Below are 23,512 nucleotides of genomic sequence, written 5' to 3'. Positions count from 1 at the left end.
AAATAATCAATCCCATTTTCGTATAAACTAAGTGAACGCCATTAAGCACAACCTCATCATAGGAGGGGTATATTTGCGAGCTATCTTCTGGATTGTCCTTATTATCATTATTCTATTACTGTTACTCCGCCTTGATTACAGTCTCGGAAGAAAAAGTCATCTAAAAAAACAAGAGGATGAGGAATTTCCTCTACGCGACAGTAACATTTCCCTTTATTCAACAGGAGAAACACTCTTCAACGATTTATTTACAGATATTCGAAACGCGAAAGAACATGTCCATGTTGAATTTTATATTTTGCAGGATGATGACTTTAGTAAAGGATTCGTCTCGCTTGTGAAACAAAAGGCCGAACAAGGTGTGAAGGTTCGCCTGCTTTTGGATTGGGTGGGCAGCCACAATGTTACAAAGGAAATGGAAAAAGACCTAACTCGCTCAGGAGTTTCGTTAGCCTATAGCAATAAGCCCAAATTTCCGTACCTTTTTTATAAGCTGAATGCCCGCAATCATAGGAAAATCTCCGTCATTGATGGAAATATTGGTTATATTGGCGGCTTCAATATTGGAAAAGAATATCTTGGTAAGGATCCGAAATTTGGGTTCTGGCGGGATTACCATCTGAAACTAACCGGTGAAGGAGTCGCAGATCTTCAAACACAGTTTTTGAAAGATTGGTATGGCGCCACAAAAGAGGAAATTGAAAACCGAAATGCCTATTACCCGCCACTTCCTATAGGAAAGTCAAAAACGAGACTCATTTCTACTAATGGGGTCTTTCTTGAAGGACAATTTATGAATATGATCAAACAAGCTGAACAAGAAATCATTATTGGCTCCCCTTATTTCGTACCAAGTGAACAACTCAAAGAAGAGTTAAAAAATGCAGTGAAACGAAATGTTCGGATTCACATCCTTTTACCGAAAAAGCCGGATCACCCATTGGTCAAAGAGGCCGCCATTCCGTATATGGACGAGCTCTCAAAGCTCGGCATTCAGTTTCATATGTACACTAGAGGTTTTTACCACGCAAAAGTCATTTGTATTGATGACAAGCTTTGCGATATCGGAACAGCCAATTTTGATAAAAGAAGCCTTTACTCTAATTATGAAATTAATTGCTATATCCATGATAAAGAAGTGATTCAAGAGGTTAAAAATATGGTAACAGAGGATTTTAAAACTTCAAATGAGCTTACTCGCGACCGAATCGAAGAACTAAAGACAGAGAATAAGTTTAAGATTAAGATTGCAACATGGGTTTCGCACTTTTTATAAGGAGATGAGTGCGGAATACTGTTAAAGGAATAGCCGCTTGTGCACTTAATACTGTCACTATTCCAATTTTACTGTCACTAGCCCGTTTACTGCCAGTAACCGAAAAATACTGCTACTATTTCAGATTTACTGCCGCTAATCGAAAAATACTGCCACTATTCGAGATTTACTGCCACTAACAAATCAGGCACCCGTGATGGGTGCCTGTTATTTTGGCCCAAATTGAATCATTGGTGCTAACCATTGGAATAGCTTAAATCCTAAATAAACCCCCACGATTCCAGTTACCCCTGCAAGTGCTGGTGGCGCAGGGATTGGTAGCTTTAATAAAGCAAAAATAAATCCGACAACGACACCTGTCAAAAGTGCCAATATAACCTCTTTCATATGTGTATCCTCCCTTTTCCCTTCATTATTCCCGTTAAAAAGGCCCTCTACTCAACGTAAGGGCCTCTTAATATATAGATTACATTTTTTCTGGTGCAGATACACCGATTAGCTTTAATGAATTTTGCAAGGTGATTTGAACAGCTTTCATTAACGCAAGACGTGCTTTCGTTTTTTCAAGATTGTCTTGGTCAAGCACTTTCTCCGCATTATAGAAGCTATGAAGAGCCGCTGCAAGTTCATTAATATAGTTCGTGATGCGATGTGGAATTCGTTTTTCTGCTGCTTCTGTCACGGCTGCAGGGAATTCTCCAAGCTTTTTCAATAGGTCAATTTCTTTTTCAGAATTGATATAGTCAAGCGCATAATTGCCATCTAATGCAATATTCACCTCATCACCAGAGCGTAGCATGCTGCAAATACGTGCATGTGCATATTGCGCATAGTACACAGGGTTCTCGTTTGATTGTGAGACCGCTAAATCAAGGTCAAAATCTAGATGAGTGTCTGAGCTTCTCATTGCAAAGAAGTAACGAACCGCATCTAAGCCAACCTCTTCTGTCAGTTCACGCATTGTAACAGCTTTTCCTGTACGCTTACTCATCTTCATTTTTTCGCCGTCTTTAAATAGGTGAACAAGCTGAATGATTTCAACCTCAAGTGTGTCTTTATCATAGCCTAGTGCTTGAATCGCCGCCTTCATCCGAGGAATATAGCCGTGATGGTCTGCTCCCCACACATTGATCAACTTTTCAAAACCACGCTCGAGCTTGTCCTGATGGTACGCGATATCAGGAGTTAAATACGTATAAGAACCATCATTTTTAATTAAAACACGGTCTTTGTCATCACCGAATGTTGTTGAACGGAACCAAGTTGCACCGTCTTCTTCATAAATATGTCCTGCATTACGAAGCGCTTCAAGTGCGCGGTCAATTTTTCCATTATTGTATAAAGACGTCTCAGAATACCAAACATCAAAACGAACTCGATACTCCTCTAAATCCTTTTGAAGCTTTTCCATCTCGTATTTCAAACCATATTCACGGAAAAAGTCAAAGCGTTCCTTTTCATCCATCGCGACATATTTATCACCAAATTCTTCAGCAAGACGCTTTCCGATGCCCACGATATCTTGGCCATGATAGCCGTCTTCTGGCATTTCAGCCTCTTGACCAAGGGCTTGAAGATAGCGTGCCTCAACAGACTTTGCAAGGTTATTAATTTGGTTCCCAGCATCATTGATATAGTACTCACGTGATACATCATAACCTGCTTTTTGTAAAATATTACTTAAAGAATCACCCACCGCTGCACCACGAGCATGTCCAAGGTGCAGGTCACCTGTTGGGTTTGCTGAAACAAACTCCACCTGTACTTTTTGCTTGTTGCCAACGGTTGTTTCACCGTACGCCTCACCCGCTGTTAAAATGGTCGGGATAAGATCCGTTAAATAGGAATTATTCATATAAAAATTGATGAACCCAGGTCCTGCAATTTCAATTTTTTCGATCGATGCTTTTGATTTATCAAAATTAGCTACAATTTCTTCTGCAATCATACGAGGAGCTTTTTTAGCCACACGTGCTAGTTGCATTGCCATGTTTGTCGCATAGTCCCCGTGCGCTTTTTCTTTTGGAAGCTCCAACACAACCTCTGGAATCTGCTCTTCCGTTGCTAGTCCAGCCTTAACAACTGAGTCTTTAATTTCCGCTTTTAAGCGTTCTTTTACCTGTTCAACAACATTCATCTAGTTTCGCTCCTTAAATGTAATGGTTATTTTATGTAATCCAGACACTTCACCATGTAGTGAAAGCTCATATGCTAAAAACAACGTCCCTTTACGAGAGTTTTTGTACCATTTGTATTCAATATTATTTGTTTTTGCGGTGAGGTCAAAGGTTCCGTGCTGGTTTTGGAATGAACCTTGTGTGGTTTCATTTTTCCGGTAAACCTGACGCATTTTCACCTGTCCCGAACGAAGGATGAGGACCTCTTTTTCAGAGATTTTAATCACTGTTTTAACCGTACCTGTTTCTTGCTTTTCATCAAATTGCAAATATGTATTGTCGCCTTTTATGTAGTATAGACCATTTGCATCAAAAGCAACATTTTCTTTTCGCGGTCCGTCTTTAATTTCTGTTACAAATTTGAGATCAATAGGTACTCCTGCTTGACTCATTTCCACACATCCCTATATGAGGATGTTCAAAATATCCGGTGAAAATGACACTTCGAATTTCTTCGTTGGCTTGTTTTTCCGTTCCTTGGAAAAGAAAATCACTTTTCCTTCGTGCTAGAACATCTGCTCACGTATTAACTACATACGTTCCGCTACTCAAAACTGCACCGCCTCGAACTTCTTGGTCTTTTTCATCCTCCCTTTTGAACAACGTATTTAAGTCATTAACTTTACTAGTATACGGCATTTTATGAGGGGATTTCAAATTAAAAAAGAAAACCCGGCCTAGGCCGAGTTAGAGGTGAAGTTATATGAAGGTATTATTGCTTTGTGACTTTAACGTTCAAGAAAATATTGATTGCAAAGAGGATGATCGCAAGGGTTGTCACAGTACCACCGACAGCAATTACGGGTTCGACTGCAGCATTTCCGAGCAATAACAATGTGAGTCCAATCATCATAACCGGTAAACCAATATTATGAAGCCAAAAATGAGTCTTTCCAAGCTTGGATTCTCCTGCTTGAGGGAATAAATAATAGACAATGCCTGCAAGCCCCATAGATGCCCAACCTAATAAGTTAATATGAACATGGACCCCTGTTAATGTGTAATTATGTGACATCGACATCCCCATCCCAATGAGAACACCAATCACAAAATACACGGCAGCCATTTTCAAAAAGCGAACCCCAACCATCGAACTCCCCCTTAGATAGGTAATTTATAGTTCAAAAGTATTATACTCACCTGGCTAGAAAGAATTGTCATAATAGTTAAATTTATTTTTTTGCGGGACTTAGGTTTTGCGGAATCACAAAAAAAGCTTGAGCCACAAGGCCCAAGCATTTAAACGCAAGTTTTTACTTTTTCGGTATCCACCCTAAAATCATTTCACGAATCAGTTTACTTGCGGTATTCGCCGTTTGTTCAGACGTATCATAAATCGGTGCAACCTCTACCAAGTCTGAACCAACTACACGCACATCTGATTTAGCAATCTCATGAATCGCCCCTAACAACTCTTTAGATGTAATACCACCGGCATCAACTGTACCTGTACCCGGTGCATGTGCTGGATCTAATACATCTATGTCAATGGTCACATACACTGGACGACCCGCTAACTTCGGAAGAATCTTTTTTAGCGGCTCAAGCACTTCAAACTTTGAAATATGCATGCCGTTTTCCTTTGCCCATTGGAATTCTTCCTTCATCCCTGAGCGAATGCCAAATGAAAACACATTCTCTGGTCCGATTAATTCAGCAATTTTACGAATTGGCGTGGAATGAGAAAGTGCTTCTCCCTCATAATTCTCACGTAAATCAGTATGGGCATCCATATGAATAATCGCAAGATCTGGATACTTTTTATAAACAGCCTTCATGACCGGCCAAGAAACGAGATGCTCGCCACCCATACCAAGTGGGTACTTTCCTGCTGCAAGTACTTGATCCACAAAGTCTTCAATCATATCAAGACTACGCTGCGGATTTCCGAAAGGCAATGGAATATCACCAGCATCATAAAATTTCACTTCTTCTAGCTCTTTATCAAGATATGGACTGTATTCCTCAAGTCCAATCGACACCTCGCGAATTCGGCTAGGGCCAAAACGTGAGCCTGGACGGTAGCTAACTGTCCAGTCCATTGGCATTCCGTAAATGACGGCTTCGCTCTCTTCAAAATTCGGATGGCTTTTGATAAACACATTTCCTGAATAAGCTTCATCAAATCTCATCGAAAATCCCCCAATAATTATTAATCAAATACGCCTTGGCGTATTTGCGCCCAGATTTAGGCCCACAGGAAGTGGGTCATAAAGACGTTGCCACAGGACGTGGCGCTTTTAGTCTTTGATCTTACTGATCGAAAAACATCCTTTGAAAATCTGTGGCATCCGCCGGAGGCTTTTAATTTAATTCAGTTGATTATTATCTTTTGCAAATTGCAGTTGTACTCCACAATAGGTGTGTTAATTACTAACTTATACTGAATTAAATTAAATCAGCAACAAATTTAGGCAATACAAATGCTGCTTTGTGGAGTTCTTTTGTGTAATATTTTGTTTCTATTTCATGGAAGCGGTCATCACTCACTTCTAATGGATCATATTTTTTCGAACCGATTGTGAATGTCCAAAGACCACTTGGGTATGTTGGGATGTTCGCAATATATAGACGTGTGATTGGGAAGATTTCCTTCACATCACGCTGTACGTTTCGGATTAAGTCGGGTGTAAACCAAGGGTTGTCCGTTTGCGCCACAAATACACCGTCTTCTTTTAATGCCTTTGAAATCCCTGCATAAAAGCCTTTTGTGAACAGATTTACCGCTGGACCTACAGGCTCAGTAGAGTCAACCAAAATGACATCATACTCATTTTCACTTTTTGCAATATGCATGAAGCCATCGTCAACTTTCACATCGACACGTGGGTCTTCAAGCTTTCCTGCAATTTCAGGAAGGTATTTCTTTGAGTACTCGATTACTTTTCCATCAATATCAACTAAAGTTGCTTTTTTCACACTTGGGTGCTTTAACACTTCACGGATTACCCCGCCATCACCGCCACCTACAACAAGGACGTTTTCTGGATTTGGGTGAGTGAATAATGGCACGTGTGCCACCATTTCGTGATAGACGAACTCATCCACTTGAGTGGTCATAACCATCCCATCAAGAACGAGCATGTTACCGAATTCCTCAGTTTCTATCATATCGAGTTTTTGAAACTCTGTTTGTTCTGTATGTAAGGTTTGCTTAATTTTTGCTGTGATACCAAAGCTTTTTGTTTGTTTTTCCGTAAACCATAATTCCATTTTCATAACATCCTTTCATTGAATAACTTAGGGATTTATTCCCTTATCGTTCCCTATTCCCTTAAAAAAATCGATGTCAACTTCAAAAAGTATAAGGCAACCGCCCGAAAATGCAAGAAAATTTTTCATCTTTTAGCAAATAAATGTTTAAAAAGGCAGAAAACTTTTCATACTGATTGATATATGCCTACGAAAATGGCTCTATATGAAGCTTTCAAATAGAAAAAGAGAGAGGTGAACTCTGTGGAGCTAATTACAAATAATCGTTTAAAAACCGCTATTAAAATCATGCGAGCTCTATTATTTATTGGCTTAATTTGCTGTACACTAGTTGCTGTCGGGATATTAGGTGTGCTTGCCTATGCAAAGACACAGGGGGCACCTCCTCTTGCAGTTCCTTTATCCACCTTATTCTACGCCGAGGACGGAACGTTAATTGGGGAAGAACGTCATCAAGGTGAGACTCGCTATTGGGTATCTCTCGACGATATGTCTGAATCCATTGTTGATGCCACCGTTTCCATTGAGGACCGGAACTTTTTTGATCATCATGGGTTTGACTATAAGCGAATTGGCGGAGCGATTATTGCCGACATTAAAGCAATGTCAAAGGTGCAAGGGGCGAGTACCATTACCCAGCAATATGCCAGAAACCTCTTTTTAGAGCATGAAAAAACATGGAATCGTAAACTTACTGAGGCCCTGTACACCATTCGACTAGAACTAAATTATTCGAAACAAGAAATTCTAGAAGGATATTTAAATACAATCTATTACGGACATGGCGTCTATGGAATTGAAGCAGCTGCTAATTACTATTATGGAAAAAGAGCAAGCGAGCTGTCTCTAGCGGAAGCCTCCATGCTTGCAGGAGTGCCTAAGGGTCCAACCCATTACTCACCATTAGTAAACGAGGAAAAAGCGAAACAGCGTCAAAAAGTCATCCTGCTTTCAATGGTGGAGAATGGCTTTATTTCAAAAAAGACCGCTGAACAGGCACAGGCTGAGGAACTAACCTTTACAGGAAACAAAATGGTCGGGCGTGAAGACATTGCCCCGTATTTCCAGGATGTTGTAAAAAAGGAACTTCAAACAAAACTAAAACTTGACCAACAAACAATTGAAACAGAGGGATTACGTGTCTACACCACGCTCAACCCAAAGCTTCAAGAAATTGCTGAGGATAAAGCGAAGAACTCGATTAAAGAAGAGTCAAAAATTCAACTTGGGTTTGTTGCGATGGATCCAAAAAATGGTGAAGTTCTTGCACTCCTTGGTGGACGGGATTACGAGGAAAGCCCATTTAATCGGGCCACACAGGCAAAACGGCAGCCTGGTTCAACCTTTAAGCCATTTTTATACTATGCAGCCCTTGAAAAAGGCTACACTCCATCGACCCAAATTCGAAGCGAGTTAACGACGTTCTCGTATGATGACAATCGCTCAAAATATACACCACGAAATTACAAAAATTATTATGCTAACGACTCAATTACGTTAGCTCAAGCAATTGCCCTATCCGATAATGTGTACGCTGTGAAAACCCATCTCTTTCTTGATGATGGAGAACTCATCGACACTGCGAAAAAGTTAGGAATCACAAGTAAACTTAAAGATGTTCCTTCTCTTGCTCTAGGGACCTCTGGTGTTAGTGTAATCGAAATGGTCAATGCCTACTCAACAATTAATAATGGTGGAACGCACCATAAACCTGTTTTTATTACTAGAGTTGAAAATTACAAAGGTGAAGTCATTTATGAAAATACCCCAAAGCCAAAACAAGTGCTTGATGAGGATCTCGCCTTTGTCACAACACAGCTAATGACAGGCATGTTTGATGAAAAACTAAACGATTACACAGCCGTTACCGGATCTACGATTAGCGATAAGTTGACCAGGTTTTACGCGGCAAAATCAGGCTCGACTGACACGGATAACTGGATGATTGGGTACTCGCCGCAGCTCGTCGCTGGTATTTGGACCGGCTATGACAATAATGAACCAATGACAATCGTTGCAGAAAAACAGTATGCAAAGAATATTTGGGCAGGGTTCATGGAAGAAGCGCATCAGGACATTGCGCCAACACCATTTAAACCGACTGAAGGGGTTGTTGGAGTGTATGTAAATCCAGACACAGGTTTGCTTCCAACAAAGGATTGCCCTGTTTCAAGGCTTACTTATTATAAAGCAGGAACCGAGCCAACTGAATATTGTTCGAAAAATACGGAAGATATAAAGAAAGAGAATCCAAAAAAGGACAACGAAAAAGAAGACAAAGGCTTCTTTAAGCGAATCTTTGATTGGTTTTAGATAAAATGTACTGTATTTCTGCTCAAGTGTTATAGAATGGGAAAAAATCTTGGGGGGTTGGGGCAGATCCAACCCCCGATTACTTGGGGTGACTGTTCTCTGTTTGAATTTGGGATGGATTCGGACTCTAAGTACTCGGGGTGACTGTTCTCTGTCTGAATTAAACCTGGATTCAGACTCTGACCGCTGGATTTAGCCGTGCTCTGTCCGAATTAGAACTGGGTTCGGACTCTGAGCATTTGATTTAGCCGTTCTCTGTCTGAATGAGAGCTGGGTTCGGACTCTGGGCGCTGGATTTAGCCACTCTCTGTCCGAATTTGAGCTGGATTCGGACACTGACCGCTTGATTTAACCGATCTCTGTCTGAATTTGAACTGGGTTCAGACTCTGACCGCTGGATTTAGCCACTCTCTGTCCGAATTTGAGCTGGGTTCGGACTCTGTGCGCTGGATTTAGCCACTCTCTGTCTGAATTTGAGCTGGATTCGGACTCTGAGTACTCGATTTTGCCACTCTCTGTCTGAATTTGAGCTGGGTTCGGACACAGACCGCTCGATTTAACCGATCTCTGTCTGAATTTGAGCTGAGTTCAGACACAGACCGCTTGATTTAGCCGTTCTCTGTCTGAATTTGAGCTGGATTCGGACACAGACCGCCTGATTTAGCCGCTCTCTGACTGAATTAGAGCTGTGTTCGTACTCTGTGCCCTTGATTTAGCCACTCTCTGTCCGAATTTGAGCTGGGTTCGGACACAGACCGCTTGATTTAGCCGCTCTCTGACTGAATTAGAGCTGTGTTCGTACTCTGTGCCCTTGATTTAGCCGTTCTCTGTCCGAATAAGAGCTGGATTCGGACTCTTACCGCTGGATTCTGACTATGCGTACTCAATTTGGTCGTTTCCTGTCCGAATGATGGCTGGATTCGGACACATTCATCGGGTACTTCAAACTTTGCGTCACAATTAATTCCTAATTTTACCAATCGCGGACTCTATGCTCAGAACGAACCCTCTTTTCTCAAATCATCTTCTGTAATTGTGACATTTTGGTGAACAAACAGACTAAAGCTTGAGCTTTTTTAACAAAATAAAGTACACTAAATTTACAATGTACACACATTGAAACTAGGACATAGAAACCCCCAGACCTACACAGCCTGGGGGTTTCGCTTTTATTCTCTTCTTTATTTGACCTTAAGCCCCTCTTTTAACTCCTCACTTGAGTTATCCCAAATTTCTTTATTGTGGTTAATTAAGAAATCCGCAAGTAGCTTCTTTGATTTGTCGTCCATAAAATCGACCATGATATGGCGCTTTAATGATTTATCCATTTTGTTTACGTGCTCCGGTAAGGATTTATAGCCACGACGAATCGAGCGGTCAACCGTCATTTCACAAGCTGTTACTCCCGCATAATATGGACCCTCTTCCCTTCGATCAATCGTTACCCACACAAGCCAGTATGGCTTCCCATTAGGGACATCTTCTTTATTCGGTAGAAATTTTATCCCTTTTTCAACCACACTTCGTGCATGCATTGCACCGACGTCAACAAATACATCTTCAGCGTCTATATCAACAAATACGGGTGAAATATTTTCGAGGCTAAGCGCCCCAATTCCATATCCTTTATGCCCATCAGTTGGATCATTTTTAATGATATTAAAGGCTACTTTTTTCTTGTTTTGATCCACCGTACATCCACCTTTCCCTTTCCAAAGGATGTTCTAAAAATCGGCCGAAAGTGACGCATAGAATTTCTGGGTGCATTACTCCACGAACATAGTGAATAACCAGTTATGCGCTTGCGTCCTAGTTTATTCACGAAGGCAATTCCTCACTGCAAGGCTGCAAGGGAGTTAACTCAAGCAGTTGCCTCGCTCCGGTACTCAGGAGCTCGCGTCGCCTTGAAATTCTTGGTCCTTTTCACCCTCCTTTAGAACTCACATTTTTCTATTCATTACCAACCATTTTATCATATGAACTTCTAATTTTATAATTGAAGAATTGGTCTGAAGATCATGACCAGTAGATCTGTGATGGCATAGACCCCATTCGTCAGTAACGGATATAGAAACCGATCCCCAACTGGTGTAATGACCAGAACCAAAAACAGCACAATTCCAAGTCCCTCATACTGTGTTAATTTTGGGCGGATACGAGCTGGGACAAGGTCTTCAATGATGCGATATCCATCAAGCGGTGGAAACGGTAATAAGTTAAAAATAAACAGCACAAGGTTCAACCGTACAAACAGGTTAAAGAACGTTTCAAAACCCTCTCCAAATGTTTCTGGAATCGATGCAAATACACCAACACGAATCAAGATGATGTAAATGAGTAAAGCAAGTGCCGCTACAAGCAGGTTACTTAGTGGTCCAGCGACGGAAACAAGAATCCCAGCAAGCCTTGGCCGTTTAAAATGAAATCGATTAACAGGTACAGGTCGTGCCCATCCAAACCCAGCTAGGAAAATCAGAATTGTCCCAAAAGGATCTAAATGAGCAATCGGGTTTAAGGTCAATCTCCCTTGCCGCTTTGCTGTGTCATCCCCAAACTTATATGCCACATACGCATGAGCAAACTCATGTACCGTAAAGGCAACCAGTAATGTGATCACTACATATGGTATCAAAGATAAATCAAATGCTAAAAAACCACTTAATTGTTCCACCAAATTTCCCCTTTTTATAGAAAAGTTGTTATTTTCAGTATACAATACTCTTATGATGATATAAAAGAATGATTGGAGAGATTCATTGTGCCATACGTAACAGTAAAAATGCTAGAAGGACGCACTGAAGAACAAAAAAAGGCGCTCGTTGAAAAAGTAACTGCAGCAGTATCTGAAACAACTGGAGCTCCAGATGATAAAATTGTTGTTTTTATTGAGGAAATGACAAAAAACCATTATGCAGTAGGCGGCAAACGCTTAAGTGATCAAGAATAGAGTGTTTAAAAACCCGTGGTAAAGAAACCACGGGTTTCTATTTTTATTATGTAAAAATTAAACCCTCAATGAGCCACGGAAGCCTCTAGCTCCATAGTAGGAATCTGCTCCATTGTGGTATGTAAAGACAGTGTCATAGCGACGATCACAAAAGATAGCCCCGCCAAGTTTTCGAATAGCTGCCGGCGTCTGGACCCAACTCGACGTTTTCAAGTCAAAATTTCCAAGTTCCTGAAGTTCACGATATTGTTCTTCTGTTAATAGTTCAATGCCCATTTCCGTTGCCATATCGATAGCACTGTTATCAGGTTTATGTTTTTTTCTGGCTTCAAGTGCTTCACGGTCGTAACAAACACTTCTACGGCCTTTTGGGCTTTCTGCTGAACAATCATAAAAAATATACTCATCGGTATCCTTATCATAATCAATAACATCCGGTTCACCGCCAGTTGCTTCCATTTCGTTTAATGACCACAGTTTTTCTGTATTAGCTTCTAGCTTTGCTTGAACTTTTGCCCATTCAAGATCGCTGTGGCGGTTCAAATTTTTCTCAAATCGCTCTTGTAGTGTGTTGAGCAATTCTTCAACCTGTTCTAGTGACAATTCCTTTTTTGCCATGTTGAATTCCTCCTTATAACTTCTACTCTAGTAAGCTTATCTTAATTTTACCCCAAGATCGCTATTTTTTGCAGGGCAAACAACCTTTCTCTCAGTCAAAATCCACGATTTTCCACCTCACCAAATGACTATTCCGGGAAAACTAACCGAAGACAATTTAAACTTTCTCTTGCAGTCCATCTTTAAAACGAATATTATAGAAAAGGATTTTTAAATCGTTCGTCTTTTGGAGGTACAAACTATTATGTTTAAATTATCGGAGTTAAATACAACCGTTAAAAAGGAAGTTCTAGCAGGGATTACGACCTTTTTAACCATGGTATATGTCGTCGTCGTAAATCCTGTTATTTTATCAGATGCAGGCGTTCCTTTTGAACAAGTGTTTTTAGCTACAATTATCGCAACTGTTGTGGGAACACTTTGGATGGCACTCTTTGCAAATTATCCAATTGCGATTGCTCCTGGAATGGGATTAAATGCTTTTTTTGCTTATTCAGTTGTAGGTGCAAATGAAAACATTACGTATGAAACAGCATTTGCTGCTGTATTTGTGGCTGGTATCATTTTTGTCATTTTGTCATTGACACCGTTTCGTGAAAAATTAATTGAGGCGATTCCACCAAACTTAAAGCACGGGATCACAGCAGGAATTGGTTTATTTATTGCCTTTATTGGTCTTCGTCTTACAGGGATTATCACCGCACATCCAACAAATTTAGTTACATTAGGTGATTTACACGCGCCACAGGTCCTTTTGGCACTTGCAGGATTAGCAATCACCCTTATTCTCATGGCACGTAAAGTAAACGGAGCTTTATTTTTCGGAATGATTATCACAGCTCTTATTGCATACTTTACGGGACAACTTGAGTTTAAAGAAGGATTCATGGACAAGCCGTCTCTACCTGAAGGATTAATTATTGCAAATCCATTTGCTGCGATTGGCGATGTCATTCAGTACGGACTATACGCTGTTGTCTTTTCATTTTTACTCGTTACAATCTTTGATACGACAGGTACGATGATTGGAGTTGCTGAACAGGCAGGGTTAATGAAAGGTAATGTTATGCCACGTGCAAGACAAGCCCTTCTTGCTGATTCGGTTGGTACAACGGTTGGAGCCATGTTTGGAACAAGTCCTACAAGTGCTTATATTGAATCGTCAACTGGGGTAGCTGCAGGTGGTCGAACAGGTCTCACTTCAGTAACAGTTTCAATCTTGTTTATCATAGCTGCCTTCTTCGGACCTTTGGTAAGTGCCGTTTCTGGGATTGCGGCGATTACAGCCCCAACCTTAATTATTGTTGGTTCACTCATGATGGGAAGCATTGCACATATCAAATGGAATGAGATTGATGAAGCCTTTCCAGCATTCTTAATTATTCTAAGTATGCCACTCACATCGAGTATTGCAACAGGAATTGCATTAGGCTTTATTTCCTACCCGCTTATGAAAGTGGTCATGGGTAAATGGAAAGAAGTGCACCCACTTGTTTATCTATTTGCTGTATTGTTTTTCTACCAACTTGCATTTTTACCACATTGATACAGAATGTGAAAGCGACTTGAAATTGAACGTCTACTAACTACTGCCACGTCCTGTGGCAAACGTAGACGTCAGCACATCGTGTGCAAGTCCGACAAGCATAAGAAATGCCAGCAAGAAGGATGTAGTTTATCCTTCTTGACGGATTAGCTTATGACCTCGAAGTGCTAGGCGCTGGAACTGGACTATACAAAAAAACTCGGCAGATTCTACCTGCCGAGTTTTCTATTAATGTTTTACAAGATTACGAAGAGAATCGATATATTGATAAGCTTCTTCAACTTCCTCGTCTGTATAACGTTGCTTTGCTTTTAATGTAAATACTTTCTCTTTGACTTCTTCCTTTTCAAGTCCCTCGAAGTATAAGACAGTAGACACCAGCTCTAAAAAGCGCGCACTTTGTTCATTTAGGGCTTGCATGCAGTCTTCAAGTGGAGGCATGTCCAATTGGTAATGTCCCAAAAACTGCTCGCCTTTTTCGGTCAATGCGTAGCGATATTGATAATAGCCACCTTTTTTCTCTTTGACCTCATCCAAAAATCCAAGATTGCAGAGCTCCTCCACACGTAATGTGAGCTCCTCTGAGTATGGCCCGTAAAAATGAAAGTTGTACTTTTCGTAAAATGGGTAATCAATCTTTTTGGCGATGTAAATCATTTTTTGAAGTTTTTTTCGACCCGTGATTTCCCCTGCAGCAGCGAATGCCTTCATTACCTTTGCATGTTCTGTTAACAAAACCCCTTCATCTCCTCATCCGAAATTGGCCAGAATACCTTTTATATATCTAAAACATCTTTTATTTTCTGTTTTACTGTATCATTTGGTAATTTTCCAATCATGTCTTGTGGAAAATATAGCTTGTGATCCGTACGCCTTTTTCCAGAAATGGCATCCACAATTTCAGACTGCCTTGATAATTCGCGAATTTCTCCATTTGGCATTAACAAGTTGATTGGAAGTCTTTCTTCTTCCTCACCCGGCCGGTAAAAATCATACGGCAAATCTGATGATGAATCGACCACTAAATAATAAGTCGGATCAATCCCTGCTTCCTCAAAAAGAGTTCTTAGCTCCATCATTTTCATCATTTGTGCACTAGGATCAAACTCTACATATTTAAAGAGATTACGATTGAGAAAACGACGGCATAAATCACTTAAAATTTCGTCATCCTCGTCCTGCCATACCTGAAAATAGAAAGTAAAAATCGCTTCATCTAGTTTTACATAATCATGTAATGTCAGCTTTTCTTCAAAAATGGATATCAAATGGACAGGGGCTGTTTTAAATTCATAGTGTTCCTTGTACAAATGTTTGGCACGATGGAGGATTTTTGTTAAAATGACCTCTGCGCTTCGTGTAACGGGATGGAAATACACTTGCCAATACATTTGGTATCTGCTCATAATGTAATCTTCAACCGCATGCATCCCACTGCTTTTAAAAACAACTTGGTCTTCCTGCGGTCTCATGACACGCAAAATCCGCTCCATATCAAAGTTTCCGTAACTAACACCCGTATAATAAGCATCTCGTAATAAATAATCCATACGGTCAGCATCAATTTGACTGGAGATGAGACTCACGACTAATTTATTTTTATATGTTTTTGCAATCACTTCGGCGACTTTTTTCGGAAAATCATCTCCGACTTGTTTCAGTACGCGATTTACTTCTGTATCCCCAACAATGATTGCTTGTGTAAATTCTTCATGATCATAATGAAATACTTTTTCAAATGAGTGTGAGAATGGCCCGTGACCTAGATCGTGAAGTAGTGCCGCACATAAGCACAGTAAGCGCTCCTCGTCATTTAACAAGGGGCGTTCACGAAATACATCATCGATAATTCTCCGGACAATTTCATATACACCTAATGAATGGTTAAAACGGCTATGTTCCGCCCCGTGGAAGGTAAAATAGGTTGTCCCTAATTGGCGGATGCGACGCAATCTTTGAAACTCTGATGTTGCGACGAGTTCCCAAATCACTTTATCCTGAACATGAACATACCTATGTACAGGGTCCTTAAACACCTTTTCTTCACTTAATTTCCCATTGGAATTTGTCATGTATTCAACCTCTTCCATACTGGCATGCTATTATTATATATTTTTATGACTGACAAAAAAACCTAAAATTCTTCATAAATCGCCTCTAGCCAAGTCATATCAATGGTTGGAAAATTTTTCGACATGCATTAGAATTTCTAGGTGGATTTTGGGAAACCCTGCATAAAAAGCATAAAAAATCACCTTTTCTCTTAGGAGAGAAAGGCGATTTTAGTCCATTTTCAATTTCTTCATGACTTTTTCAATCAACTCGTCTTCAGTTGGAGCTGATACCGGACGGTTGTTAACGAATGCGAATGATTTTTTTCTACCAGGGCCACAGTATGATTGGCAGCGGATATCAATGGTTGCCTCACTATCTACTTCCTTTAAGCGTGGCACTAATGTTTTAATATTGGTTGCCTGGCAATCATCACAGATGCGAAATTCGTTTGCCATATTACGTACAATCCCTTCATTTTGTAAATTCCGAGTCGTTCATATATTTGATCAGTCATGATTAGCATGACGATTTCCTTTAAAAACACTACATGGTATTTTAACCCTTACAACATAGCCATTGCAAGGGAACGAGACAATTTTCAAAAATTCTACACATGTACGAGGTATGATATCTAAATATAAATAAATAAGTCTACTATCCTTTTACAAATATGGTATAAAGTTTGAATCTATTGACCAATATAAGTAATAACCTAGCGGAAATATCAAATACGCCTTAGCGTATTTGCGCACAGATTTTTTCGTACTTGCGCGAAAAAACACCTTTGAAAATCTGTGGCATACGCCGAAGGCTTCAACTTTATTCAGCCATAGTTTGAACAAACAAAGCTTCATACTCTTACTGCACTCGTCTACCACTATATTAGTAGAGGACAAAAGCTGAATAAAGTTAAAACATTTATATTGGGAGATGAATAAATATGAAAGAAAGACAAGATGCTTGGACAGAAGAAAATGATTTGTTATTAGCTGAAACTGTTTTAAAACACGTAAGAGAAGGTAGTACACAACTAAATGCTTTTGAAGAGGTTGGAGATAGATTAAACCGTACCTCTGCTGCTTGCGGCTTCCGTTGGAACGCTGTTGTTCGTCATAGCTACGAGAAGGATTTACAGCTTGCAAAGAAGCACCGTAAACAACGCCAACGTGCACTTGGTAAAAATCAACCTGTGAAAAAGCAGCTGTTGTATACACCACCAACTCCAAGTCTAGAAGAGTTTGCGGACGAGCTCCCGCTATTTCCATCTGAATCTACGAGTATACGTCAGGAAACACGGACACCGCAGTATTCTACTTCTAGACCACAAATGACGATTGATTCCGTGATTTCCTATCTTCAATCTATGGGCAGCAAAAATCTCGGGATTGAAGCACTGAAATCCGAGAATGAGAGATTGAAAAAAGAAAAGAATGAGATACTTCGTAAAAATGAGGAACTTGAAAAGAAAATTGCCCAGCTTGAGCAAAGTTCTGCCAATATTCAAGAAGACTACGAAACATTAATGAAGATTATGAACCGTGCACGAAAACTCGTCTTATTCGAAGACGAAGAACGTCCAGCTACTTCTTTTAAAATGGACCGCAACGGAAATTTGGAGAAAATGGCGGAATAGAGTAGATACCCCCTTGGCTGTTTGTTTTTACAAACGGGCAGGGGGTTTGTTTTACTAAGGACCTACTCCTTCAAATTCTACTTTTTCAATCGTTTTTTCTGGTGTGATGTAGAACATTACAAATATCGATTTAATATCAACCTCTAAATAGCTCTCTTTCAATAGGGAACTTTCTAGAGCATATACATATCTTTCTTTGTCTTGAAACTCAACATCTTTCACTGCATCTATTGGCAAATGGTCCACCAATAGTTGATAAGCTTCCTCTACATTGGTAATAGGTTTTTTAAACTTAATCACGGGTTTTTCACAACGACCCGCTCCAATTGTTCTGCATTTAAGGACGAAGGTATCGGTCTCATAATCGTTATCTGATTTCTTCTCCATATGGAGTTCTAGATGCTCTAATTTATCGTAAAACCCACCTTTTGCAGTGGTTGCAACTGTTGTCGCTACAAGTTTTCCATTTTCAAACACATATTTATCTTCATCAAAATGTTTTGCTTCATTAACTACTTCTTCGACTTCCTCCTCAACCTCTTCCTCAACTGGTGCAGCCACTTCTGTTGTCTTATTTCCAACCCCAGTTACAATAACGGTTCCAACCATAACCACAAACATGACTAGTGTCACAGCCCCCGCCATTTTACTAGTAACAAACGCTTCTCCAACTCTTTCAACCAAACGTCTTACCGTTTGATTTTTCTCACTAGATGTCTGTCTTTCAAATAATTTCCTGAACCCCTCACTCAATAATTGAAACGTTAGCAGCAGCAATGTAAGTGCAAGTGCTGGGAACAGCGGTATCCAGATGGCCTTCATTACTTCATAACGGGCAGCAGACAATAGCCCTGGCCAATCGAACACTCCAGTCACAGAGTTATATCCAGATTCCTCATGAAAAGTCCCACCACCTGGAATATAGTCAATTGCATGCTCAATAAAATATTGAAACAATGCAAGCTGTCCCACTAGCAATGTCACACGTGCTAAATCATTAAAAAAATTGACAACTACACTTTGGGAAACGGATGGCAAATAATGCATGACTGATAACTGAAAGGGAGTGCTCCCCACCGTCACACTCGCTTGGACAAACTCTTTCTGCGAAACCTCGTAAATTTCATGGGATAGAATATAACTAACCCTCCCCACTTCAATAAGTGCGATGATCATGACTTTCCAATATACAGCGTTTTCCAGGCCTTCAACTGGGACAATTTCAAGAAGCAAAATGGCAGCAATAATAGTGGGGATACTCCCAAATAAGGAATACCACCCATTTGACACCATGTAGGCAATTCCTTTTTTCGTAGAAGCCAGAAATGCCATCGGAATCGCAATGATGTACCGAATGAATGTGATGAGCACGATAATTTTAAGGGTATCTTTTGCACCTATAACTATCATACTCAATATATCGCGAGCTTCGCGGTCAGTCCCCAGCGGATCTTCTTTAGAAGGCGGAAAAGGCGCTCTTCCAATCTCTCCACCCTCATAAAACCTCATACGGTGTTCGGGAGCAGTATCATCAATAAAAGGCAAATGTGGCCCAACAAAACTAATAAATAACATGAATCCGAGTAGAACTAACCCTGTCCAAAGCGACCAATTTTTCATGAACACCCTCCTCCCTAATGACCAGGTTTTACGTAAGAAATAATATAAAACACAAATAACCAAACAAATGCATATTGAAAAATAACTTTTGTAATTTTGGTCAACATATTTCTTTTTTCAATCTCATACTTATTTTGCCAAATCACAGACACGACTTGAGTGATTAATAGGAGAACGACAAAGCAGAAAGAAATTTCTACGATTAGCCCTGTTTCCGGAAAATCAGCATATGGTTGATTTTCCGGAATATTTAAATCTAACCGTTTGATTGACACCATCATTCGCCAAGCTGCACCCTTATACTCCATCAACCACTCAACAATGAATAGATTCGAAACGACATAGGTCATGACAACACCAACATGTTGTAAGATTGAACGAAAGCATTTTTTCAAGATATGCTTATATATAACAAATCGTCGGGTCAGTCCCTTTGCGCGAGCATATTGAATATACATCTCGCCATCCTCAGCTGATAGTGCAGTAAAGATAATTCTCGCAAAATACATCATTGGATAGAGAGACACTAAAATCCCTGGTAATATGAAGTTAAACCACTGGTCATGACCAAAAAAATCAATAAATCGAAAGTAAATTAAAATAATCCACTGCAACGAAATAATCATAAAAAAGTCAGGTAAAGAATTGAGGAAAGAGGTTACCCCTGTTCCTAAAAAGTTTAGGGACGTATAACGATTACGATAATCAAAAATTCCTTTTCCGATTCCTAGTGCAATCGCTAGCAAAAAGGCCGTCACAATCACCGATAAACTTCTCGGAAAATATTCAAGGACGATTTCTTCAAATGGCTCCTTATTTTTCGTTGCCCCAAGACTGCCCTCAGTCTGAAAATTGCTGGTAAAATGCTTGATTGTTTCCCAACTATCGGAAACAGGGAACAACATTTTTAGTCTTGAAAAAAACGTTGACACATCCCCATTCCCTAGAAAATAGGCAATACCCAGTACAACCAGCACAAAATAAAGAATCGATACCAAGTCTCGCCCACTGAATACTCTTAATCTCTTAAGCACCCAAAATCCCCCTCTCACCTCTTACTGTAAAAAATAGGAACTACCACAAAATCATACCATATATGTAATTTTCAGAAAACACTCTCATTTATTGACGTATATAGACATAAAAAAGTTGCACGAAAAATAAAAAAACCAGAGGATCCCCCCTGGTCGCAAATTACTCTCTATTATTTTTGAAACAATTCAATCCATTCGCCGTCTGGCCCATTGAAGAAAACGTATTTAGCCCCGCTTGGAAGCGTCGTAATGTTTTCATCAACAAACGTAACACCATGCTCTTTAACTCTTGCAATTTCTTCTTCGATATTTTCAACGGTAAATGCGATATGATGTACCTTTCCTTCTGTTGGAAGGTTTGGATTATATCCGGAAATGAGCTCAATCACTGTTTCGTCTGAATCACTAAAGCCAAGGAATGCTAGCTTCAAGTTTGGATCGACATGGTCCTGTTTTTCTAGCAACTCTAACCCCAATACTCTTGTATAAAACTCAATTGTCGTGTCTAAATCCTTTACTTGAATTCCAACATGTTCTAGTTTTTTAAGCGGCATGTTTTTGCTCTCTCCTTTTTCGAATGATTTTTGGTCGGTATTTAACGCCAATGTAGGTCACAGCAAGTGCCAAGACCAGCACCCCACCTTTTACAATTTCAAATGCATAGTATGGTAGATTTAGCATAGTTAGTCCATTCAAAAGAACTCCAATAAGTGCTGCTCCAAAAAAGGTTCCAAGTGCATTTGGCTTTCCAGCACCAAGCACGGAGAATCCAACAAACACCGCAGCAACAGACTCCATTAACAGTGAAGCACCCGCATCTATTTGTCCCGAACCGACACGAGCAGTAAACAATATTCCCGCCATTGAAGCAAACACTCCAGAAACGGTATACGCAATCAGCTTTACCTTATTTGTATTGATACCAGACAATCTTGCAGCCTCTGCATTTCCACCTGTCATATATAGAATTCGGCCCCATCTCGTATGGTTAAGAATCACATAAGCAAGAAGCACGAAAACGAGCATAATCCAGACCGGAACCGGTAATCCCAGCATCTTCCCTTGCCCAATCCATAAAAATGCTTGATTGAACTCACCAGGGGCCGTCCCGCCACTGGTCAATGGCATATGGTTATAGATGGAATACCCTTCCGTATAGGTCCGGTGCAGACCTGATACGATATACATCATTCCAAGTGTCGCGAGTAGATCCGGTATCCCTATTTTTACGATTAAAAACGTATTTACAAGACCAACTACAACCCCAACTAATAGTGGTAATAGCAGTACCACCCAGAGCGGTAACTCATACCAGACCATCAATGACGCCGTAATCACGACCGACAATGACATAGTTGACCCTACTGATAAGTCAAATCCATCAACAACAAGCGTAAACGTAACCCCTAACGCAAGAAGTGTTACAATTGAGATGGATCGTAGGATATCTGATAGATTTCCATATGAAAAAAATGCACTGTTCACAGTACTAAAATAGATTAAGATAAAGCCCATTAATAAGATTGCCCCATATTTAAACAGGAAGCTGATGATATTCCCTTTCATGTACGTCATCCTTTCCACCACTAGCATACAAAAGGATTTGATCCTGTGTGGCCTCTCCTCCTGAAAGTTCCTTTACGATTTCTCCGTCATACATCACAAGAATCCGGTCTGAAATTCTTATAATCTCATCGATTTCAGAAGAAAAATAAAGGATCCCTTTCCCCTCATCGGCGAGGGAATAAATAAGCTTGAAAATATCCTGCTTCGCACCGACATCAACCCCTTTTGTCGGCTCATCAAACAAATAGAGGCCCGCATTTCGAGAAACCCATTTTCCAATCGCAACCTTTTGCTGGTTTCCTCCACTTAAATGCTCAGCCAGAGTTTCCGTATCGTTTGTTTTTATTCCAAGCAATTCAATAATGGAGCTTGCATAGCTCTTTTCAGCCTGTCGATTCATAAATAAAAACGGTGAGAACTTTTTCAAATTGGCAAAGGATAGATTTGTAGAGATTGATTCATGAATAAACAACCCTTCCTTACGGCGCTCCTCTGAAATAAGCGCAAAACCTGCCTCAATTGCTTGTTGTGAATGGGTAAAATGATGAGATTTCCCCTTAACGATTACATCACCCTGTTCGTAAGGACGAAGACCAAACAATGTTTTCGCAAGCTCTGTTTTTCCGGCACCAACTAACCCGACAACCCCAACAATTTCCCCTTCAGAAACCGTAAACGAAACATCGGTAAGCTTTTCCCCATCATCAAGCCCCTTTACCTCTAAAAGAAGATCACCCGTCACGGCTTTTCGTTTCGAGGATTGTTCTGTATAGGTACTTCCAAGCATCGTTTCGACAACTGTTTTTGGAGTCACCTCTTTAGTTGAAAAAGTGTTTATCGTCCTGCCATCACGCATAATCGTTAACCTGTCACAGATTTCAAACACCTCGGGTAATCGGTGTGAGATAAAAACGCAACCGACACCTTTTTCCTTCAGTGTTTTTACAATATCGAAAAGGTATTTTGTTTCCTCAATCGATAATGGTGCAGTTGGCTCGTCAAAAATGATGACCTTCGCTTCATGTGCAAGGGCTCTCGCAATCAAAACCAACTGCTTTTCGGCAAGTGATAACTCTAATGCCTGCTTTGTCATTGGTATATCCGTGACATTCAAGAGCCTTAGAATCGAGGCTGCTTTTTCACGAAACTTTCTTTTATTAATGAACAAGCTTTTTTCAGTTGAAAAAGTATCGAGTAAAATATTTTCAGCAACCGTTAACTGCGGTACAATCGCCGTATCGACCTCTTGATAAACAATGTGAATACCAGATGATTTTGCATCCTTCGGAGAACGAATATCAATTGTTTTGCCTTCAAGGGTAATCGTCCCAGCGTCGAGCCCATAGGCTCCTGATAGAATTTTCATCAGCGTGCTTTTTCCAGCGCCATTTGCCCCAAGCAACGCGTGGACCTCGCCCCTTTGTAGCTCAAAAGAAGCATTCTCAAGTGCAACCACATTACCGAAACCTTTTGTAATTTCCTTCATTTCGAGTAAAGGCATCTGCATATCCTCC

General features: G+C 40.2%; 23 protein-coding genes. 5 read left to right on the top strand and 18 right to left on the bottom strand.

All coding sequences use genetic code 11. From position 1 onward, the window contains the following. Positions 1–73: 73 nt before the first annotated feature. Entirely contained in the window at positions 74–1,276 is a 1,203-nt protein-coding gene (gene cls / locus ACR65M_RS10250; protein WP_440273260.1) for a cardiolipin synthase, read from the top strand. Between the two features lie 207 nt (positions 1,277–1,483). On the opposite strand, the gene ACR65M_RS10245 is transcribed toward cls, so the two are convergent. From ACR65M_RS10245 to speE, 6 genes are all read right to left on the bottom strand, one after another. Next, a complete protein-coding gene (locus ACR65M_RS10245; RefSeq protein WP_099360873.1) occupies positions 1,484–1,663 on the bottom strand; it encodes a XapX domain-containing protein in 180 nt (59 codons plus the stop codon). Positions 1,664–1,742: 79 nt separating this feature from the next. Continuing rightward, positions 1,743–3,413, bottom strand: a complete 1,671-nt coding sequence (argS, locus tag ACR65M_RS10240) for an arginine--tRNA ligase (protein ID WP_440273259.1) — start codon at positions 3,411–3,413, stop codon at positions 1,743–1,745. After that, positions 3,414–3,851, bottom strand: coding sequence for a YwiB family protein (locus tag ACR65M_RS10235; RefSeq protein ID WP_440273258.1), 438 nt, complete (start codon positions 3,849–3,851; stop codon positions 3,414–3,416). It abuts the gene before it with no gap. A 314-nt stretch (positions 3,852–4,165) separates the two neighbouring features. Then, positions 4,166–4,543, bottom strand: a complete 378-nt coding sequence (locus ACR65M_RS10230; protein ID WP_341333276.1) for a cytochrome-c oxidase — start codon at positions 4,541–4,543, stop codon at positions 4,166–4,168. A gap of 163 nt (positions 4,544–4,706) precedes the next feature. Then, positions 4,707–5,585: an agmatinase gene (gene speB, locus ACR65M_RS10225; protein ID WP_121448548.1), complete on the bottom strand. Its 879-nt coding sequence runs from the start codon at positions 5,583–5,585 to the stop codon at positions 4,707–4,709. A 256-nt stretch (positions 5,586–5,841) separates the two neighbouring features. Further along, a complete protein-coding gene (gene speE, locus ACR65M_RS10220) occupies positions 5,842–6,666 on the bottom strand; it encodes a spermidine synthase (protein ID WP_121448549.1) in 825 nt (274 codons plus the stop codon). Between the two features lie 243 nt (positions 6,667–6,909). Between speE and ACR65M_RS10215 the strand changes: the two genes are divergently transcribed. Next, a complete protein-coding gene (locus tag ACR65M_RS10215; protein ID WP_440273257.1) occupies positions 6,910–8,979 on the top strand; it encodes a transglycosylase domain-containing protein in 2,070 nt (689 codons plus the stop codon). Positions 8,980–9,743: 764 nt separating this feature from the next. On the opposite strand, the gene ACR65M_RS10210 is transcribed toward ACR65M_RS10215, so the two are convergent. The 3 genes from ACR65M_RS10210 to ACR65M_RS10200 all read right to left on the bottom strand — a co-directional run bounded on the left by ACR65M_RS10210 (position 9,744) and on the right by ACR65M_RS10200 (position 11,650). Next, positions 9,744–9,959 carry a hypothetical protein gene (locus ACR65M_RS10210; RefSeq protein ID WP_440273256.1) on the bottom strand — a complete coding sequence of 72 codons (216 nt, stop codon included), beginning with the start codon at positions 9,957–9,959 and terminating at the stop codon, positions 9,744–9,746. 201 nt (positions 9,960–10,160) lie between these two features. Then, positions 10,161–10,670, bottom strand: coding sequence for a YwhD family protein (locus tag ACR65M_RS10205; RefSeq protein ID WP_341333278.1), 510 nt, complete (start codon positions 10,668–10,670; stop codon positions 10,161–10,163). Between the two features lie 299 nt (positions 10,671–10,969). Next, on the bottom strand, positions 10,970–11,650 hold the full coding sequence (locus ACR65M_RS10200) for a site-2 protease family protein (protein ID WP_440273255.1): 681 nt from the start codon (positions 11,648–11,650) through the stop codon (positions 10,970–10,972). Between the two features lie 87 nt (positions 11,651–11,737). On the opposite strand from ACR65M_RS10200, the gene thmT reads away from it, so the two are divergent. After that, positions 11,738–11,926, top strand: a complete 189-nt coding sequence (thmT, locus tag ACR65M_RS10195) for a 2-hydroxymuconate tautomerase (protein WP_121448328.1) — start codon at positions 11,738–11,740, stop codon at positions 11,924–11,926. Between the two features lie 57 nt (positions 11,927–11,983). On the opposite strand, the gene ACR65M_RS10190 is transcribed toward thmT, so the two are convergent. Further along, complete coding sequence (locus tag ACR65M_RS10190) at positions 11,984–12,544, bottom strand: DUF4256 domain-containing protein (RefSeq protein ID WP_440273254.1); 561 nt, start codon at positions 12,542–12,544, stop codon at positions 11,984–11,986. A gap of 244 nt (positions 12,545–12,788) precedes the next feature. Here ACR65M_RS10190 and ACR65M_RS10185 point away from each other — a divergent pair, with 244 nt between their 5' ends. Next, entirely contained in the window at positions 12,789–14,090 is a 1,302-nt protein-coding gene (locus ACR65M_RS10185; RefSeq protein ID WP_341333281.1) for an NCS2 family permease, read from the top strand. Positions 14,091–14,318: 228 nt separating this feature from the next. Here ACR65M_RS10185 and ACR65M_RS10180 read toward each other — a convergent pair whose 3' ends face one another. The 3 genes from ACR65M_RS10180 to ACR65M_RS10170 form a co-directional block, all read right to left on the bottom strand. After that, on the bottom strand, positions 14,319–14,825 hold the full coding sequence (locus tag ACR65M_RS10180; protein WP_341333282.1) for a YwgA family protein: 507 nt from the start codon (positions 14,823–14,825) through the stop codon (positions 14,319–14,321). A 41-nt stretch (positions 14,826–14,866) separates the two neighbouring features. Then, entirely contained in the window at positions 14,867–16,162 is a 1,296-nt protein-coding gene (locus tag ACR65M_RS10175; RefSeq protein WP_341333283.1) for an HD domain-containing protein, read from the bottom strand. A 210-nt stretch (positions 16,163–16,372) separates the two neighbouring features. Next, on the bottom strand, positions 16,373–16,600 hold the full coding sequence (locus ACR65M_RS10170) for a DUF1450 domain-containing protein (protein ID WP_121448333.1): 228 nt from the start codon (positions 16,598–16,600) through the stop codon (positions 16,373–16,375). Positions 16,601–17,085: 485 nt separating this feature from the next. Between ACR65M_RS10170 and ACR65M_RS10165 the strand changes: the two genes are divergently transcribed. After that, positions 17,086–17,778: an RsfA family transcriptional regulator gene (locus tag ACR65M_RS10165; protein WP_341333284.1), complete on the top strand. Its 693-nt coding sequence runs from the start codon at positions 17,086–17,088 to the stop codon at positions 17,776–17,778. A gap of 54 nt (positions 17,779–17,832) precedes the next feature. Here ACR65M_RS10165 and ACR65M_RS10160 read toward each other — a convergent pair whose 3' ends face one another. The 5 genes from ACR65M_RS10160 to ACR65M_RS10140 form a co-directional block, all read right to left on the bottom strand. Next, the gene (locus ACR65M_RS10160; protein ID WP_440273253.1) at positions 17,833–19,398 is read right to left on the bottom strand and encodes an ABC transporter permease subunit; all 1,566 of its coding nucleotides are present in this window, start codon (positions 19,396–19,398) and stop codon (positions 17,833–17,835) included. A 14-nt stretch (positions 19,399–19,412) separates the two neighbouring features. Then, positions 19,413–20,432 (bottom strand): ABC transporter permease subunit, encoded by a 1,020-nt coding sequence (locus ACR65M_RS10155; RefSeq protein WP_440273252.1) that lies wholly within the window; start codon positions 20,430–20,432, stop codon positions 19,413–19,415. A gap of 170 nt (positions 20,433–20,602) precedes the next feature. Further along, positions 20,603–20,986 carry a VOC family protein gene (locus tag ACR65M_RS10150; RefSeq protein WP_121448337.1) on the bottom strand — a complete coding sequence of 128 codons (384 nt, stop codon included), beginning with the start codon at positions 20,984–20,986 and terminating at the stop codon, positions 20,603–20,605. Next, the gene (locus ACR65M_RS10145) at positions 20,976–21,998 is read right to left on the bottom strand and encodes an ABC transporter permease (protein ID WP_341333287.1); all 1,023 of its coding nucleotides are present in this window, start codon (positions 21,996–21,998) and stop codon (positions 20,976–20,978) included. The genes ACR65M_RS10150 and ACR65M_RS10145 overlap by 11 nt, the downstream gene beginning before the upstream one ends. Next, a complete protein-coding gene (locus tag ACR65M_RS10140) occupies positions 21,967–23,505 on the bottom strand; it encodes a sugar ABC transporter ATP-binding protein (protein ID WP_440273251.1) in 1,539 nt (512 codons plus the stop codon). The genes ACR65M_RS10145 and ACR65M_RS10140 overlap by 32 nt, the downstream gene beginning before the upstream one ends. Positions 23,506–23,512 lie beyond the last annotated feature (7 nt).

It is taken from the genome of Ferdinandcohnia sp. SAFN-114 (assembly GCF_059415045.1).
Note: the sequence above shows the minus strand (reverse complement) of the source record. Positions and strands in the feature narration are given on the sequence as shown.

Bases quoted from the DNA above. Each gene is read 5' to 3' on its own strand.
- ACR65M_RS10190 (WP_440273254.1), bottom strand. From the start codon at position 12,544: ATGGCAAAAAAGGAATTGTCACTAGAACAGGTTGAAGAATTGCTCAAC.
- ACR65M_RS10160 (WP_440273253.1), bottom strand. From the start codon at position 19,398: ATGAAAAATTGGTCGCTTTGGACAGGGTTAGTTCTACTCGGATTCATG.
- ACR65M_RS10145 (WP_341333287.1), bottom strand. From the start codon at position 21,998: ATGAAAGGGAATATCATCAGCTTCCTGTTTAAATATGGGGCAATCTTA.
- ACR65M_RS10165 (WP_341333284.1), top strand. From the start codon at position 17,086: ATGAAAGAAAGACAAGATGCTTGGACAGAAGAAAATGATTTGTTATTA.
- argS (WP_440273259.1), bottom strand. From the start codon at position 3,413: ATGAATGTTGTTGAACAGGTAAAAGAACGCTTAAAAGCGGAAATTAAA.
- ACR65M_RS10230 (WP_341333276.1), bottom strand. From the start codon at position 4,543: ATGGTTGGGGTTCGCTTTTTGAAAATGGCTGCCGTGTATTTTGTGATT.
- ACR65M_RS10175 (WP_341333283.1), bottom strand. From the start codon at position 16,162: ATGACAAATTCCAATGGGAAATTAAGTGAAGAAAAGGTGTTTAAGGAC.
- ACR65M_RS10170 (WP_121448333.1), bottom strand. From the start codon at position 16,600: ATGGCAAACGAATTTCGCATCTGTGATGATTGCCAGGCAACCAATATT.
- ACR65M_RS10140 (WP_440273251.1), bottom strand. From the start codon at position 23,505: ATGCAGATGCCTTTACTCGAAATGAAGGAAATTACAAAAGGTTTCGGT.
- speE (WP_121448549.1), bottom strand. From the start codon at position 6,666: ATGGAATTATGGTTTACGGAAAAACAAACAAAAAGCTTTGGTATCACA.
- ACR65M_RS10245 (WP_099360873.1), bottom strand. From the start codon at position 1,663: ATGAAAGAGGTTATATTGGCACTTTTGACAGGTGTCGTTGTCGGATTT.
- speB (WP_121448548.1), bottom strand. From the start codon at position 5,585: ATGAGATTTGATGAAGCTTATTCAGGAAATGTGTTTATCAAAAGCCAT.
- ACR65M_RS10150 (WP_121448337.1), bottom strand. From the start codon at position 20,986: ATGCCGCTTAAAAAACTAGAACATGTTGGAATTCAAGTAAAGGATTTA.
- ACR65M_RS10185 (WP_341333281.1), top strand. From the start codon at position 12,789: ATGTTTAAATTATCGGAGTTAAATACAACCGTTAAAAAGGAAGTTCTA.